The sequence below is a fragment of the Paenibacillus sp. W4I10 genome, from assembly GCF_030816325.1.
In the GTDB taxonomy this organism is placed as follows: Bacteria; Bacillota; Bacilli; order Paenibacillales; family Paenibacillaceae; genus Paenibacillus; species Paenibacillus amylolyticus_B.
The window spans coordinates 2,445,324-2,463,626 of the sequence record NZ_JAUSXX010000001.1; the positions used below are offsets into that span (position 1 = coordinate 2,445,324).

Here is an 18,303-nt window from a genome sequence, read left to right on the forward strand (position 1 = left end):
ACTTCCTATTTATAAAATGTGATTAGTCCTGTTGTGGCACAAGCCACATATAGGATGCATACGGACTGAGAGAGATTTCCTGCGTCAGCGCAGGGGCTGCCTCCGTATTTCCTATGAGTAACTCTGCTGATTTGCCTGCAATGTGATCATTCCAGACCGCTTTCCGGCAGCGAGAACGTGACGTCCCGTTTACTGAAGTTGGATACAACAATCAGGGTTTCACTTCCATTGGTCCGTGCATACGCGAATACATCCGGGTGTGCATCGTCCAATCGTTCATACAGACCGTCGATCAGCACGTTTACCTGTTTACGCAGGGCAATCAATTTGCGGTAGTGGTAGTAGATCGAATCTGGATCAGCCAGCTGCTGTTCCACGTGAATCGAAGGATACCGCTCATCCACCTTCAGCCAAGGTGTTCCGGTAGTAAATCCGGCGTTCTTACTTCCATTCCACTGCATCGGTGTGCGGGAGTTGTCCCGGGAACGCTCCTTCACGATTTCGAACGCTTCCTCCGCTGATTTCCCTCGTTCTTCCTGAAGCAAGCGGTACATGTTCGTCGATTCGATATCGCGGAACTCGCTAACGTCATTCCAGACCGGATTCGGCATGCCGATCTCTTCACCCTGGTACACATAAGGCGTACCTTGCATTCCGTGTATCGTTGTCGCGAGCATCTTGGCACTCTCGGTACGATAGTCATCATCATCGGCGAATCGGGATAGTGCCCGCGGCTGATCATGGTTATTAAGGAACAGCGCGTTCCAACCTCCACCGGCCTGCATGCCTGTCTGCCACTCACTGAAGAGCTGTTTCATCGCTTCAAAATCATACGGCATCAGTTCCCACTTCTGACCATTCGGATAATCCACTTTCAGGTGATGGAAGTTAAACGTCATTGAAAACTCCCGGGAAGCCGGGTTCGAATATTGGATACAATGTTCCAGTGTTGTGGAAGACATTTCCCCTACAGTCACCATGTTGTAAGGCCCGAATACTTCATCGTACATCTCGGTGATGTACTCATGCACACGCGGTCCATCCGTGTAGTATTTGCGTCCATCACCCGGTGACACGCTGCCATCATCATCAGGGAAACGCTGATCTTTGGAGATCAGGTTAATCACGTCCATACGGAAACCATCCACACCTTTTTCGGCCCAGAACTTGATCATATCCCGTACAGCTTTGCGTACTTCTTCATTCTCCCAATTCAGATCTGCCTGCGTTTTATCAAATAAAGTCAGGAAATATTGTCCCGTCTGTTCATCGAACTGCCAAGCAGGTCCACCGAACTTGGATTGCCAGTTGTTCGGCACACCGCCATCCGGGGCAGGATCTTTCCAAATATAATAATCCCGATACGGATTATCCTTGGAAGAGCGGGATTGCTGGAACCACTCATGATCGGTCGAGGAGTGATTCACCACGATATCAATCATCAGTTTCATATCACGAGCCTTCAGACCTTTCAACAGTTCGTCAAAATCCTCCATCGTCCCATAATCCGGGTTAATCCGGTAATAGTCTGCTACGTCATATCCATTATCATGTTGCGGGGATACATATACCGGCTGCAACCACACAATATCGATACCCAGATGCTGTAAATAATCAAGCTTCTCGGTTAATCCACGAATATCTCCGGTACCCGATCCGGTTGTGTCATTAAAACTCTTCGGATATACCTGATACACCGTTGATGTCTTCCACCAAGATGACGGAGTTGTATTGTTAGAACTCATGTTAACGCCTCCAATAAATTGTAATGCTCTTATGTGATGTTCTCGGCTAACTTCATATCTATATTACATAAGTAAACATGTATATACAAGTTGAAACTATAATATGTATATTCTTCGCCTCTTCTACACATTCCCCATAAACCTTTCCTCTGTAACATTTATTTTGGAATCAGCGTTCGTGAACCCAATGATATCTGTATTGAGACAACAAGAAACCGTCTGTTCTTCCCACCATTGGTGCGGGCAACAGACGGTCTAATTTGGTTGAACTTGGTTGAACTTTTTAAATGTATTCTACTGTTTTTCACTGTTGTAATGAATTGTTATTATAAAGTTGTTGTCTTGACTTAATCACCACAGCGGAGCCACGCCTCCTACGACATCTCCGGTGAAACTACGGCTTTCTCTTGTTTTCCCTGCATATTCAACTTCAATAAAGATAGTGCAGCTTGCTCTTCCCTTTCCAGTTCAGCAACACTGATCTCACCAGAGAGTACGGCACGCATTCGCTTCTGATCCAGCAGACCTTCCCATTTTGCCACCACAAATGCTGCGACACAGTTGCCCATCAGGTTGGTGAATACACGCATTGTATCCATGAATCGATCTGCACCAAGCAGCAGAGCAACCGCTGCTACCGGAAAAGCATTGACAGCCACTGCCGTTGCAGACAGGGCCAAGAATGCGGAGCCAGGTACTCCTGCCATGCCTTTGGAGCTTAACATTAGCACCAGCAGAATCGTAATCTGCTGCATCAAGGTCAATTCAATCCCTACGGCTTGAGCAACAAATACCGTTGCCAATGATAAATAGATTGAAGCGCCATCCAGATTGAACGAGTACCCCGTCGGCACCACAAGACCCACAACCGCACGATCACATCCCGCCTTGGTTAGTTTGTCCATCATGCGTGGCATCACCACTTCCGATGATCCTGTTCCAATCGCCAACATAACTTCAGCACGGGTATACTTCACAAATTGCAGGAAATTCAGCCCGGTGATCCACCAGGCAGCGAGTGCCAACATGATGAGAAACAACAGTGCTGCGCCGTAACAGGCCAGAATCAACAGACCAAAGGACGACAATGTGGAAGCCCCATAGGCACCTACTGTGTAGGCCATGGCCCCAAATGCACCAATCGGCGCGAGTTTCATGATATAACCGATGATACGGAACACAATGCCGAGCAAGTTCTCAATCAGCGTCAGTACATTCTCTTTTGCCTTACTCTCGGTTGCTGCCAGTGCAACCCCGAACAGGCATGCCACGAGCAATACTTGCAGAAGTGCATTTTGTGCAAAGGCATCTACAACACTTGTCGGAATAATATTCATGATAAAGTCTACCGTATGCGGTAACTCGGAACCATTGGTTTTCGCTTCAATGCCGCTTGCGTCTATGGTTGAAGGGTCCACGTTCATTCCGGCACCGGGGCGAAGCAGATTGGCTGTTCCCAATCCAAGTACCAGCGCCACTGTAGTTGCAATCTCGAACCACACGATGGCTTTCAGCCCGATGCGACCTACCGACTTCAGATCACCGATTTTGGCAATGCCTGTTACAATCACCATGAAAATCAGTGGTGCGATGATCATCTTGATCAATTTGATGAAACCTGTTCCGAGCGGTTGCAGCAAGCTACCCAGATCCGGCCACAGAATGCCAACGCCAATCCCGATGATTACCGCTACAATAATTTGAAAAAATAATGATTTCATAAATGACATGAACGCTCCCCCTGTTTGCGGTCAATTCGGATTTCCGTTTGGTTTCCGTGTAACTTTTTATATCATTCTAAAAGGGAGTTCAACAATGGAATTTCAATGTTTTTGTCATTTGTACCAACTCTATCGGTGAAAATTGAACCTGGAACTGAAAAAAAACGAATACCACGTCAGTTATCTTGACGTGATATTCGTCTTTATCCATAAATCCATTTTTTATTGAACAGGGGTTAAATGTGCATCACAGGGTAATAGATTCTCCCGGGGCCAGCACACGTCCTTCCAACCCTCTTGCAGCCAGTTGTTGCACGAAGTGTTCCGCATCCTGACGAATCACCGGGAACGTATCATAATGAACCGGAATCGTCAGTTTGGCATTAAACCATTCGGCCGCTTGCAGTGCATCCTCAGGTCCCATGGTGAAATGTCCACCAATCGGCAAGAAGGCAACATCGATATCATGACGATCACCGATCATTTTCATATCCCCGAAGAGACTTGTGTCTCCGGCATGCAAAATCGTTTTACCACCAATATTAATGATATATCCAGCAGGCAACCCTGCATACATGATCCGTTGTTCTTCTTCGAGCACAATCCCGGAAGTATGGAACGCCTGAATCATTTTGGCTTGAGCAAAATCAAGATCTACCGTTCCGCCCATGTTCATGCCGAGTGTATCCAGACCTTTCCAGGACATATATGTAGCCAATTCCACAATAGCCACAACTTTGGCGTTATTCGCTTTGGCAATAGGCTCAGCATCGAGGATGTGATCCATATGTGCATGTGTCAGCAACACAACATCGGTCTTAATATCTTCAGGCTTCGTGACGGCAAGCTCGTTGCCACGCAGGAAGGGATCAATGATCAGAGACTTTTCTTCTGTGCCCAGCTGTACACTGGAGTGACCGTGGAACGTAATATTCAACAACTTGGATTCCTCCCGACATATGTTTTGATTATTTTGAAACCACTATTTATTATAAATCATAGCTCTTCACCAACGCAAAATTACGCTAGCCCCCGTCTCACCGCTGTTTACGATATACCCTTGCTTCATACGGCTGAAGCTGAATCGCACCTTCATCGGTAGAATAACGTCTGCTTACATTGCTGATGATCAGCTTGGCATGCTCGGAAGTCCAGCCTTCCGGCCAGTGCATCTCAGGTTCATGCCCACGGAAATTCAGAATGACCAGCATCTGTTCATCTTCCAGCGTTCGGGTATAGGCATAGATCTCCGGATCATCCGGCAGCAGCAGTTCATACGCACCATAGATGAGCACTTTATGCTGTTTGCGAAGCGCAATTAGCTTACGGTAATAATGCAAAATGGATTGCGGATCACTCTCGGCATCAGCCACATTAATCTCAGGATAATTATCATTCACCTGAATCCACGGCTGCCCCTGGGTAAACCCTGCGTGTTCCGTCTCATCCCATTGCATCGGCGTGCGGGCATTATCGCGACTCTTCAGCCAGATCGCCTGCATGACTTCATGCTTCGACTTACCTTGACCAATGTAATGATTGTAATAATTTTTCGTCTCGATGTCCCGGTATTGTTCGATATCCGGGAAAGCGACATTGGTCATGCCGATCTCTTCTCCCTGATAGATGTAGGGGGTCCCTTCGAGTGTAAGCATCCATGTTGCCAGCATCTGAGCAGAACGCACCCGATATTTACCATCATCACCAAAACGGGAAACCGGACGTGGCTGATCATGGTTGCCCATATAATTGGCGTTCCAGCCTCTACCATGCAAAACCGTTTGCCACCGGCTCATGATTTCTTTGAGATCTGTCAATTTCCATTCCTTATAGTTCCATTTACCAATTCCGGAAGATTTGGCATCAATGAACATATGCTCGAACTGGAATACCATATTAAGCTCATCACGATCCGTCCCCACATAAGCCAAGGCCTGCTCAGGCCCAAGTCCTGAAGTCTCGCCAACTGTCATGGGTCCATAAGGTTTGAGGATCATGTTATTCAGTTTCTTCAGGATGGAATGTACCTGTTCCAAGTTGGAAAAGAGCTGATACGCTGGAACCACCGGCAGATTATCCGGATTGTGGGCACTTGGCAGACCCTCTGCCTTGGCGATATGCGCTACTGCATCGAAACGGAATCCGTCGACCCCTTTTTCCAGCCACCAATGCACCATTTCATACATCTCTTCTGCCATCTGTGCATTGTTCCAGTTGAGATCGGGTTGCTGTTCCGAATACAGATGCAGATAATATTCATTTGTCTCGGGATCATGCTTCCACACCGAACCCCCAAAATAGGACTCCCAATTATTCGGCACCTGCCCATTCTTACCTGAACGCCAAATATAATAATCCCGTTTCGGATTCATCTTTGATGAACGTGATTCAGCAAACCAAGCATGTTCATCTGACGTATGATTCAGCACCAGGTCCATCATGATCTTGAGACCACGCTTGTGGGCCTCTGCCAATAATCGATCAAAATCCTCCATCGTGCCATACTTGCGTAAAATGCCGTAGTAATCCCGGATATCATATCCGTTATCATGTCCTGGTGAATCATAAATGGGACAGATCCAGATCACATCTACGCCTAAATTCTCCAAATAATCGAGCTTCTCATAGATTCCCTGCAAGTCGCCATATCCATCTCCGTCCGAATCTTTAAAGCTGCTCGGGTAAATCTGGTATACCACACTCTCTTTCCACCAAACGATGTCGCCCACCTCGCTCTCATCTTTATCCAATATATAAATTGAACTAAAGCATATTTACACTGGATACTCCGATGACAGAATAACCTTCCGACCGCTGTTATCCCCAGATTTTATGAATTCCCCTTATAAGGGGAAAATCCGGGTATAAAGGCGAACGCTGATTGCTTCTTCAGGTTATTTCTGTCCTCTCCGTTTCGTGTAAATGTTTAGTTCAATTTATATATAATCTCTGTTCACTATATTAAGCCGTTAATATGTTTTATCCGAAATGATTCCCTTGTAAACATTTGAAAGGGTTCTTATGCAAAAAGACCCGGTCATGGACCGCGATCTGCGGTTCGATTCCGAGTCCTTTTTTGTGAACATAAGACTAACTTAAATCCGGCGTATCCAATCCAGGCACCGATCGTGTTCAGAATAATGTCATCCACATCAAACGAACCTACACGTGTAATCAATTGTGTGACCTCAACACCCAGCAGAAGCAAAACAACTGTAGATGTAAATGTCAGGAACAAACGACACCTCCGAAACAACCATGGAATCCAGATACCTAGCGGAATGAACAATACGATATTGCCAAACAGGTTTTTGACCCAGGTATCTGTATTGTACCTCTCCCTCTCCATAAGAAGTGGACGAATCGTCTCGAAGGGTACGAGATTATATTGATAATACATGCTAGGTGTTCGTCCACTGACAAACAGTAAAATGCCCATAATCAGTAGGTACAGCACTGCCATGCAAGCAACAATGGTCAGCATCCACTTGGAGTGGAGCCACGACTTTTCGCTCATTCATCCTGTCCTCCGACCTTGATTTCCGCGATGCGGTAAGGTCTATTTTAACGGGATATAGATCTTCATGTCCAGTTGTTCAGGGGTCGATTTCCAGACATCCGTCACTTCAAAGTCTGGTCCTTCCCTCCGTTCATAGTTGGACTGCGGCAGCCAGCTGCCATAGATCATTTTACGAATATCCTGCCCGGAGCCTTCCACGGTGAACTCTGCATACAAGCCGCCAGGAATTTCAATCGAAGTAAAACCGGGTTCAATTACTTGTGATGCTCCACTGCTTTCTTCACCCACAATAAAAGAAAATGCTCCATCCTCTTCAAAATGACAGGCCACACCGTAAGCCATATCAGGGCGTGTCCTCTCCGGGATCGCCATGAATCTCTGTTCCATGCCAAAATCGTGATAAAATCCGGGTATTTCAGCATAATGCTGATTGTCATTCAGGTTGGTCTTATATTCATAGCCGATGATCCAGTTCGGTGCCAATGTGACCAGACGGGGTGTGTTCATGTGGAATGTTCCACCAAGTGAAGTTCGATAATCATTAAAATCAATGCTCTGTTGCATCTTCAAAAGAGACAACTGCTCCGCTTCCAGCTTACGCAGCTTCGCGGGTGTCATTCCAAAGTAGGTTGAAAATGCACGGGTGAAGGCCTCCTGGGATTGATAGCCAAAGCTCATCGCAATGTCCAATATGCCTTCCGATGTGCCCCGCAGCATCCCTGCAGCTTCCGTTAATCTTCGTCTGCGCACATATTCAAGTACCGTAAATCCGGTGATCGCCTGGAATAAACGCTGAAAATGAAACGCCGAAAAGTTCGCAGCAGCGGACGTCTCTCTGATATTAAAATCATCTTGCAAATGCTGCTCCAAATACTCAATAGCAAGCTGAATTCGTGTGTAATGATCCATAGTGACGGCTCCCCTATCTAATTCAAAATATCAAACGATTTCTTATGTAGTATGACTGAGATCCCGATCTTTTTTTTGATTTTGTGTGCGAACTTGTATGATGAAAGATACGCGAGTTGCGGTTCTCTTCATCCTGAATGACACTATGATACACTCTATGCCAAAATCCCCTTGTTCTACAAGGAGATACTCTCTACGCTGGTTAATTTACCAGTAGAGATGGCTCTTGTGAACAAGGGGACTTGTTTGTTTAACAATCTATTCTTAACCTTTCCAGTTCCCGGACACGGGGTGAATACCCCAGATATCTGTCGCATACTCACTAATGGTACGATCACTGGAGAATATGCCGGAATGAGCCGTGTTTAATATCGCTTTCCGGGTCCAGCCCGGAATATCCCGATACGCCTGGTCAATCGCAGCATGCGCGTCAGCATAAGCAGCAAAATCACGCAATACAAAGTATTCGTCACCATGGGCCAGCAAGGAGTCATAAATATCCCAGAACTCCCCGTCACGATAACAGAATGCACCTGGATGCACTAATTGCTCCACAACCTCGCGAATGCGTTCATCGTGATGCACAATCTCATTCGGACGATAGCTGCCCGAACGATAATACTCAAGCACTTCGTCTGCACGCAGACCGTAGATGAACATATTTTCTTCCCCAACCTGCTCCGCCATCTCCACGTTGGCTCCATCCATCGTGCCAATCGTTAAAGCACCGTTCATCATAAACTTCATGTTGCCCGTACCGGAAGCTTCCTTACCTGCGGTTGAGATCTGTTCACTAACATCCGCAGCGGGAATGATCTTCTCTGCGAGAGAGACGGAATAATTTTCGAGGAAAAATACCTTCAAGCGGTCATTCACGGCCGCATCCCGATTCACTGTGTCAGCCACGGTGTTGATCAGCTTAATAATTTTCTTGGCAAAATAATAACTCGGCGCTGCCTTGGCACCAAAGATGAACGTACGTGGCACCATATCAAACGAAGCATCATTCTTAAGCCGGTTATACAGATGCATAACATGCAGAATGTTCAACAGTTGACGTTTGTACCCGTGCAGCCTCTTCACCTGTACATCAAAGATGGAATCCGGATTCACTGCTGTCCCGGTATGGTCCAGAATATACGCAGCAAGCCGCTCCTTGTTATCCCGCTTAATTGAACGGAACTGCTCCTGGAATGATGTATTATCCGCAAAGCCAGCCAACAGGTCCAGCTTGCCTGGCTCTGTTATCCAATCGTTACCGATTGTATCCGTAATCAGATCCGAAAGTTTTGGGTTGGCATGCATCAACCAGCGGCGATGGGTGATACCATTGGTTTTATTATTGAAACGCTCTGGATAAAGTTCATAGAACGGAGCCATCTCGCGCTCTTTCAAAATCTCGGTATGCAAAGCAGCAACACCATTCACGCTATGACTGCCTACAATCGCCAAATGCGCCATCCGTACCTGGTCGTTTGCAACAATCGCCAGATGCCCTATGCGATCCTGATCTCCCGGATACCGCTCCAACAGCATGCCACAGAAGCGTTTGTTGATCTCTTCAATAATCATGTAGATTCGTGGCAGCAGCCTGCTGATCATGGATACAGGCCACTTCTCAAGCGCCTCACTAAGCGTTGTATGATTGGTATACGATACAGTACGGGTTGTAATATCCCATGCTTCATCCCAGCCATACCCCTTCACATCAATCAGGATGCGCATCAGTTCTGGAATAACCAAGGTTGGATGCGTGTCATTAATGTGGAAGGCCACTTTATCAGGTAAACGATCATATGGTAGCTCCAGCTTGTTGAACGTACGCAAGGCGCTCTGTACACCTGCTGAACACATGAAGTACTGCTGCTTCAATCGCAGCAGCTTTCCTTCATACTGGGAGTCGTCCGGATATAGAAACTCAGAGATCGATTCAACCGATCGGCTATAATCCAGATAACCGTAATAGTTCGAAGGGGTGTCGAGTGAAGTCTCGCGCTTTGGCTCGGCACTCCAGAGACGCAATGTATTCACATGGGTTTGACCATAACCGATGACAGGCACGTCATAGGGAATGGCGACAACCGATTCGGCATCTTTTGTAACAAACTGATATTCTCCATCCTGCTCATGAGCTTCTACCCGGCCCCAGAACTGTACTTCCACCTTTTTGTCTGGACGGCGAACTTCCCATTCATTGCCCTTATCCAGCCAATTGTCGGGTAACTCTACCTGATTACCATTGATGATTTTTTGTTCAAACAAACCGTATTTATATCGAATCCCACAACCATGTCCTGCATATCGGAGGGATGCGAGTGAATCCAGGAAACAGGCAGCGAGTCGTCCCAGACCTCCGTTACCGAGTCCTGCATCCGCCTCCTGTTCTTCCACCTCTTCCAAGGAAAAACCCAGATCAGCCAGACTGTCGCGGACCAATTCCAATTCATTTACATTCAGCAGATTGTTGCCGAGCAGACGTCCAATCAGGAATTCCAGCGAGAAGTAATAGACCTGTTTATCCTGGCGCTGCTTGAACCCCTGATTCGACGCTGCCCAATCCTGGCCTGCATATTCACGAATCATGCTTCCCAGTACGTGGTACACGTCTTCCTGTGTTGCTTCTTCAATCGGTTTGCCCAATTTGCTGACCAGATTCCGTGTAAATATACTCTTGAACGTTTCCTTGTTGTCAAACAAAAGTAGGTTCCTCCCGGGGAAATCCTGCAGGATGGTGGCGGTTCAAACACTCAGTTGCTCAGCACTCTGCAAAGTGGCCGTTCCGGTTACGAATCGTTCTTATGATCGCTGTTACCCCTGTATTTTCTTGAATTTATTAATTAGATGTGAAAATACAGTGATAAAGGCGAGCGCTACGCTTCTTCAGAATCGATTTCGTCCCCTCCACTACGTTTGCATGTTGCTGAGAACTTTTGTAATGCAATTCATGCGTCGAAAGTGTATGAACCTTAAATCCATCCTACAGGATTTTTATTTTATATATTTATAGAAGATATCGGTTACGTGTGGGCATTAGATAATAGTACTTTTCGCTAAAATGTATGGATTCGACGGGTCGCCGATCAGCGTCTGTCCTCCGGTCAGCCTCACGTCTTTATCGAGAATGACATTCTCAAGTACCGTCCCCTCACCAATGTAACATTTCTGCATGATAATGGAACCTTTTATTTTGGCACCCTTGGCCACCTGTACACCACGGAACAGAATGCTGTCCTCCACCTCGCCACCCACAATGCAGCCATTCGCGAGAAGTGAATGTTTAACATCGGCGGTATCCAGGTATTTGGCAGGCGCTTCGTATTTAATTTTGGTCTGGATCGGATCTTCCTTGAACAGTTGTTCATATTGCCCTGTGTTCAGCAGATCCATACTGTTGCGATAATAACTGTCAATGGAATTGATGACTGCGTGATAGCCATCATATGCATACGCAGCGATATTCAATCCATCCGGATTTTTTTGAATCACATCCCGGAAGAAATGGCTCTCGCCATGATCAATGCAGCGTTGCACCTGGCGCAAGAACAATTCCTTTTCCATGATAAAAATTTCTGTATATATATTCGGGTGATTAGCGCTTTGGTGAATGTCCACCACGTTACCGTCACCGTCATGATCAACTTTGACACAGGCGTCATGCTCAGGCAGCAGCTGATCTACCTTTTTGCAGACCAGTGTAACGTCCGCTCCTTTGTTGATGTGATACCTGTAGACATCCTGGAGGTCTGCTTTGGTCACATGGCGACTGCCCGCATGCACAACATATTGCCCTGCTCCTCTGTGGAAAAAGTCCAAATTGTTATGGAAATGCTGCAAATCCCCTTGTGATGTATCTGTTGGATCGTTCCAGTCTGGTGGCAAAATAAACATACCTCCATGCTTGCGATCCAGATCCCACGGCTTACCGTCACCGAGATGGTCCATCAGAGAGCGATACTTGCGACGGACAAACACACCTATACTCTCAATTCCGGCATTCATCATATTGGATAGAACAAAATCGATCAGACGGTAACGCCCGGCATATGGCACCGCGGCTCCGCAGCGAAAATATGTCAATTCCTTCAATTCTTCAAGTTCATGGTCAAGGTTAATAACTCCGATCAATGGTTTCATCGCATGCACCGTCCTTTTGACTTCAATTAGGCCTTGCTGGTTATTCCTTGGCGAAGCTGACGTTCCAGTTCTTCCTGATCCACGAGCAATATATCACTCTCATCTTCCGGTGCAGGCGATATCTGTGTTCCATCGGGAATAACCAATCCCTCTGCGATAATAGCTCGATAAATGCGTACATTTTGCCCGATTTTCACTCTTGGCATGATCACCGAATCGATGACAGCACTGTTCTCACCAACTTCAATTCCGTAGAACAGAACAGAATGGTTGACCTCACCATGCACTACTGTGCCTTCACTAATAATACAATTCCGTACCTTGCCCGAAGGTGAGATATATTGTGCAGGTTGGTTCGGATTACGTGTGAAAATACGCCAGTCCGGATCATTCAGATTAAATGGTGTGTCTTCGTCCAACAGGTCCATATTGGATTCCCACAGACTGCGAATGGTACCTACGTCTTTCCAATAACCTTCGAATGGATATGCATATAAGGATTTTTCGTTTTCAAGCAACAAAGGAATAATATCTTTACCAAAATCATAGGAGGTGGATGCCTGTTGTTCATCCTGGATCAGGAAACGTTTCAGTACATCCCACTTGAAGAGATAGATACCCATGGAAGCCAGTGTGCTCTTGGGCTCAGGAGGTTTTTCTTCAAATTCATAGATGCTATAGTCATCGTTGGTGTTCAGCACCCCGAATCGGCTGGCTTCTTCCAATGAGACATCAATGACCGATATGGTGCAATCCGCATCTTTATCTTTGTGATACTGGAGCATTTTTTCGTAGTCCATCTTATAGATATGATCCCCTGACAGAATGAGCACATGCTCAGGATCGAATTGTTCAATAAAGTTCAGGTTACGGAAGATGGCATCTGCTGTTCCACGGTACCAACTGCTTCCGTCTTCACGTTCATGGGGAGGAAGTACGTATACTCCGCCATTTTTACGGTCCAGATCCCAGTCACTGCCGATACCAATATAGGAGTGCAGGACAAGTGGTTCATATTGAGTTAATACGCCCACTGTATCAATACCCGAGTTAGAGCAGTTACTTAGCGGAAAATCAATAATTCGGTACGTACCGCCAAAATATACTGCTGGCTTAGCCAGTGATTTCGTTAATCCTTTTAACCTCTTACCTTGCCCTCCGGCAAGTAGCATCGCTACAACTTCTTTTTTCGCCATCATTACAGCCTCCTCCACGTGCATTCGTTCTGATTCATTTCAGAGCCCATAATCGATATTCTGTTGTGTGGACACTGTTGTCTTGATTAGGAGCATGCTGTACAGATGTGTAACCGGTGAATCTTGTTGCAGTTAAACTTTTTGGATTGTAAAGCCTGAAATAGAGATGATGCTGGTGTAGAATTGCTTGACTGTCTTACAGAGGTGAATGTTAGATGCAAAACTTAAGGTGTAGCTCGTGAACAATGTAATAGACTACTCCTATTTAACATTAAACACGAAACGGACTGGGGAATCTTGCTGGAAAACATCGACATCAAGTTGCGGGTAAGATTACCCTTTCTCGTGCCGCTGTTATTCATATTGTATTCGATAATAGAGAAGCAAAATCCTTTAGTTTTTGTGCAATCATTAAGTGGAAAAATAAGTAAACAACATGAGTTCACATGACAAAAAAGCCGACTTTCGATCCCGGCTCATTTTGTCTGTTATTTTCTGACCCTGCTTGGTCCGTGATCCTCTATGTTCAACAGGATCGTACTCTGGTGAATCCGTTTCTGAAACTTTTATATAATTTTGCGGAACAGCTCCATCACTTCATCCTTGGACGGTTGATAGGGATTGCCTGGTGCACAGGCATCTTTCATCGCGTTATCGGCAAGCAGTTCCACATCGGGATCTTTTACACCCAGTTCAGACAGTTTCTCAGGGATCCCGACTTCCTTTGATAGCTGACGTATGGCCTCAATGACGTAATCTGAACACTCCTCATCGCTTCTGCCTTTCACATCCATACCAATTGCCTTAGCAATATGACGGAATTTGCCGGGTACATGCTTGGCGTTCAACTCTTCCACATAGGGGAGTAACATTGCGTTACACACACCGTGCGGCAGATCATATACGCCACCCAGTTGATGCGCCATCGCATGAACATAACCCAGACCCGCATTATTAAAAGCAATCCCGCCAAGGAAACACGCATACGTCATATGTTCCCGCGCTTCCAGATCACTGCCGTCTCTCACGGCTCTTGGCAAATATTCAAAGATCAGTTCAACAGCTGCTGCAGCTGTCGCACTTGTCACTGTAAATCCACCCGGTGTAACCATCGCTTCTACGGCATGTGTCAACGCATCCATTCCTGTGGCCGCTGTGAGACTTGCAGGTTTGCTGAGCATCAGCTCCGGATCATTAACCGACAGGGAGACCAGACTATTGCGGTCCACCATTACCATCTTCACTTTACGTTCCTCATCTGTAATCACGTAGTTTATTGTCACCTCGCTCGATGTGCCAGCCGTTGTGTTTACAGCCACAAGTGGCACGGACTTATGTTTCGATTGATGAAATCCTTCATATTCACGGATATGCCCACCGTTCGTAGCTACAATGCCAATGCCTTTGGCAGCATCCTGCGGTGAACCTCCGCCTATCGATATAATGGCGTCACAGCCATGATCCTGAAATAATCGTAGTCCATCATGTACATTCTGACATGTTGGATTAGGCTGAACCTCATCATATACTACACAGTCTAACCCTGATTTTCTTAGTATAGACAGTACCTGTTCAGCAACACCTGAAGTAATCAATTGACGATCACTTACAACCAGCGCCTTGCGGATACCCATCTGTTCAATCATCTGACCCGCTTCCTGTAAACAGCCTCTACCCATCAAGTTCACGGGCGGAACATAATATGCATGTGTTGCCATTTGTACCAGCCTCCTGTAACCCCTGATTTACTATCTCCATTGTAACTGAATCCGTTTTCAGGTATAGTGAAATAAATCACAATGAATCCGATAAATGTTACACTGGAGGTTGATTTTTACCCGTAATGAAAAAGACGACCCAGACACCCCAAGGTCTCCAAGCCGTCTTACTGATCTATCTTAAAGCTTTATCCACTACTTATACCTTACCGCAGGTACTTACACTAAAAGCATCCTTACGAAGGCTTACAGCGCCTTATCGTTCACGCCGTCAAGCCATGCCTCAATATCGCCAATTACGGAGGATACACAGCCATCCTCGAATGGAGAGTTCAATCCAGCCAGTTCAACCAATCCGGTGAAGGACAGGCTTCCTCCCGCTTTACACAATGTCAGATAGTCGGCCCATGCGGACTTCATGTCCTCATTGCTGCGTTTCCAGAACTGGAATGCACAGATTTGTGCCAACGTGTAGTCAATGTAGTAGAACGGCGATGAGAAAATGTGACCCTGCTTATGCCAGAAACCACCCTGCTCCAGATACGCATTATCTTTGTAATTGATGTGTGGCAGATAGGTCTTCTCAATGTTGCGCCAAGCCTGCTTACGCTCCGTTGGTGTTGCATCCGGGTTCGCATACACAAAATGCTGGAATTCATCCACGGCTACGCCATACGGAATAAACAACAGACCGGAAGACAGGTGATCAAACTTGTACTTGTCTGTATCTTCCTTGAAGAACAACTGCATCCACGGCCATGTGAAGAACTCCATACTCATGGAATGAATCTCAGCCGATTCATATGTCGGCCAGTTGTATTCAGGCACTGCAAAATCACGGCTCTCATACACTTGGAAAGCATGACCTGCTTCATGTGTCAATACATCGATATCACCGGATGTACCGTTGAAGTTGGAGAAGATAAACGGCACTTTGTAATCGTTCAGGAACGTACAATATCCGCCGCCCTGTTTACCTTTTTTGCTTACCAGATCCATAAGCTCGTTTTCGGTCATCATCTGGAAAAATGCATCTGTCTCTGGTGATAATTCAGCGTACATTTTTTTACCATTATCGATAATCCAGTCCGCGTCACCCTTAGGTGTCGGGTTACCCGTCTTGAAGCTGAAGCCCTGATCGTAATAATACAACGTATCCACATCGATCCGATTACGCTGACGCTCTCTGAGCTTGGTCGCCACAGGTACGATATAATCACGAACTTGTGCCCGGAAGTTGGCAACCATCTCTGCGTTGTAATCCGTGCGGTTCATGCGATCATAGCCGAGTTCCACATAGCTTGGGTAACCCAGTTTCTTCGCGATTTGTGTACGCACTTTAACCAGTTCATCGTAAATGCGATCGAATTCAGCTTCATGTTCAGCCATGAAAGTGTATCTGGCTTCCGAAGCACGCTCCCGCATGGAGCGATCCGTGGACAGTTCAAATGGATGAAGCTGTGGCAACGTACGCTCTTCACCTTCGAACGGAATTTTGGCCGATGCAATCAACTGATTGTATTCTGTGGAAAGTTTGTTCTCCTTCTGGAGTTCTTCAATAATCTCCGGGCTGAATGTTTTCAGTGAAAGATCCGCCAGCTGGAACAGCTGTGAACCCCATTTTTGTTCCAATTCATTGCGGAATTTGGAGTTAACCAGTGCACGGTAAAAATCCGTAATATATTCCTGCACAATGGGTGCATTCTCGTCCAGAAATTCGTTCTCCGCCTTGTAAAACTCATCATTGGTATCAATGGAATGACGGATGTAGACCAATTGGGCTTGTGTCTCAAAATCACTGCGCAGCGCGTTAATCTGATCCATGAACCCACTCTGTTCTTCAACCGTTGCCGCAGCTTCAAAACCGCTTAACAGCTCACGGAAAGATGTCTTGATGTGTTCCAGATTCGGACGTGTATACGTATACTCACTAAATTTCATTTATGTACACCCTTTCCTGTTTGGCAGAATCTCGGGAGTATCCCGAGTTAAACTACCCCCTATTATACAAAAGAGCAGCTAAAAAATCCCATCTTTACGAAAAATATTTGTCCATCGGTCAAATTGTACAACATGAACGATTACATATATTACGTACTTATGTAAAGTCAGTGCCTCACAATTTTCCCCACACAAATAAGCCCGCCTCGCGTTAGCGAAGCCAGCTTATAGGTTGTCTCTCTTCTTTTCACATTTAAACAATACTAGCTTTGGTCTTTATCCATAATCTGATAGAACCAGCCCATTCCGACCATGCCTACGACCATAATAACAGCCATAATAATGATATATGTCATGAATGTAACCTCCCTGCTTCCGTATATTCATCACACTACTACTAGTGTACACGGTGAAGCGCCGTTTGAATTGACCGAACATTGACAAAAATACGAAATCTTTAATTTTAATAAATGGATTATTTCCCCGATCACACTAAATCATACGTACCTCGCTGCACGGGTTCAAAGTTTCATCCGCCATGCTTACGGTGTATACTATACTTCTATGAAATGGAATTTGGATTTTACGCAGAAAGGTTGAAAGACATGTCAACTCGCATCCCCTTACGTCAGTTATTTCTTACTGTTTTATTAGCCCTTATGTTATGTATTTTATCCGCCTGTGCTGATGGAGAAGCCCATCTAACGGTGAATATGGATGGATCAACGGATCTGGATCTCAATCTCAACGTAAAGAACTCCGCTCTTGGAAAAATTGGACAAGACAATCTCATGCCTCTGATCGCAGATGCATTGAATCGAAATAACTTCCAGGCAGAGGTTTCGGAACAGGGCGATCAGAAGAAACTCACAGCGACCACCCATTATGAAAAAAGCAATAAAACCAGCTTTGATACGTCCAAGTTACCACAAGGGATCAAGGTTGAACAATCAACTTCACCCGGCTTCTTCACTTCCAAGATGCACATTACAGCAGAAGCCGATCTCATGGAGTCCATGCCCGATGGTGACATCAAAAATCAAATTAACAAGGTGCCTAGCTTTCTTAAAAACCTCTTGTTAAAAGATGTTAACTTTGACTTTAAGTTGTCTTTGCCCATCAAGGCAGCCGATTCCAATGCAGATCAGGTGGAGGATGGCGGAAAAACGCTCATTTGGCACGTTTCACCCCTCCAGATGAATAAACTGGATCTGACTGTACAGGTTCCCAATATCCGGAACATCATCATAATTGCAGTCATTGGCCTATTATTAATCGTTGCTCTGCTCATTTGGTTTTTTGTTCGTCGCAGACGGGCCAGACAGCGCCATAGTGCAAGATCACATCACGGAAAAAATTAATTCCTTCACACCAATTTTATTTGTGACTTGCCAAACAGTGTTATGGATAGTAGAATAC

11 protein-coding genes and 1 pseudogene are annotated in these 18,303 nt (G+C 45.8%); 1 reads left to right on the top strand and 11 read right to left on the bottom strand.

Annotated elements, in window-relative coordinates; genetic code table 11:
- Positions 1-22: 22 nt before the first annotated feature.
- From treC to QF049_RS10735, 11 genes and pseudogenes are all read right to left on the bottom strand, one after another.
- Positions 23-1,745: pseudogene (treC, locus tag QF049_RS10685) on the bottom strand (alpha,alpha-phosphotrehalase).
- Positions 1,746-2,119: 374 nt separating this feature from the next.
- Positions 2,120-3,475 (bottom strand): C4-dicarboxylate transporter DctA, encoded by a 1,356-nt coding sequence (dctA, locus tag QF049_RS10690; protein WP_307537263.1) that lies wholly within the window; start codon positions 3,473-3,475, stop codon positions 2,120-2,122.
- 238 nt (positions 3,476-3,713) lie between these two features.
- Entirely contained in the window at positions 3,714-4,406 is a 693-nt protein-coding gene (locus QF049_RS10695; protein ID WP_124114258.1) for a metal-dependent hydrolase, read from the bottom strand.
- Positions 4,407-4,503: 97 nt separating this feature from the next.
- Positions 4,504-6,216, bottom strand: a complete 1,713-nt coding sequence (locus tag QF049_RS10700) for a glycoside hydrolase family 13 protein (RefSeq protein WP_373428227.1) — start codon at positions 6,214-6,216, stop codon at positions 4,504-4,506.
- Between the two features lie 287 nt (positions 6,217-6,503).
- Positions 6,504-6,983 carry a VanZ family protein gene (locus tag QF049_RS10705; protein ID WP_307537267.1) on the bottom strand — a complete coding sequence of 160 codons (480 nt, stop codon included), beginning with the start codon at positions 6,981-6,983 and terminating at the stop codon, positions 6,504-6,506.
- Positions 6,984-7,025: 42 nt separating this feature from the next.
- Positions 7,026-7,895 carry an effector binding domain-containing protein gene (locus tag QF049_RS10710; RefSeq protein ID WP_307537269.1) on the bottom strand — a complete coding sequence of 290 codons (870 nt, stop codon included), beginning with the start codon at positions 7,893-7,895 and terminating at the stop codon, positions 7,026-7,028.
- Positions 7,896-8,159: 264 nt separating this feature from the next.
- Complete coding sequence (locus tag QF049_RS10715; RefSeq protein WP_307537271.1) at positions 8,160-10,592, bottom strand: glycogen/starch/alpha-glucan phosphorylase; 2,433 nt, start codon at positions 10,590-10,592, stop codon at positions 8,160-8,162.
- A gap of 333 nt (positions 10,593-10,925) precedes the next feature.
- On the bottom strand, positions 10,926-12,029 hold the full coding sequence (glgD, locus tag QF049_RS10720; protein WP_307537273.1) for a glucose-1-phosphate adenylyltransferase subunit GlgD: 1,104 nt from the start codon (positions 12,027-12,029) through the stop codon (positions 10,926-10,928).
- A gap of 26 nt (positions 12,030-12,055) precedes the next feature.
- Positions 12,056-13,225 carry a glucose-1-phosphate adenylyltransferase gene (locus QF049_RS10725; protein ID WP_274599260.1) on the bottom strand — a complete coding sequence of 390 codons (1,170 nt, stop codon included), beginning with the start codon at positions 13,223-13,225 and terminating at the stop codon, positions 12,056-12,058.
- Positions 13,226-13,791: 566 nt separating this feature from the next.
- Positions 13,792-14,943 (bottom strand): iron-containing alcohol dehydrogenase, encoded by a 1,152-nt coding sequence (locus QF049_RS10730; protein ID WP_307537275.1) that lies wholly within the window; start codon positions 14,941-14,943, stop codon positions 13,792-13,794.
- 246 nt (positions 14,944-15,189) lie between these two features.
- On the bottom strand, positions 15,190-16,884 hold the full coding sequence (locus QF049_RS10735; protein ID WP_076217123.1) for a M3 family oligoendopeptidase: 1,695 nt from the start codon (positions 16,882-16,884) through the stop codon (positions 15,190-15,192).
- A 605-nt stretch (positions 16,885-17,489) separates the two neighbouring features.
- Here QF049_RS10735 and QF049_RS10740 point away from each other — a divergent pair.
- On the top strand, positions 17,490-18,245 hold the full coding sequence (locus tag QF049_RS10740; RefSeq protein WP_307537277.1) for a hypothetical protein: 756 nt from the start codon (positions 17,490-17,492) through the stop codon (positions 18,243-18,245).
- Positions 18,246-18,303: the final 58 nt, after the last annotated feature.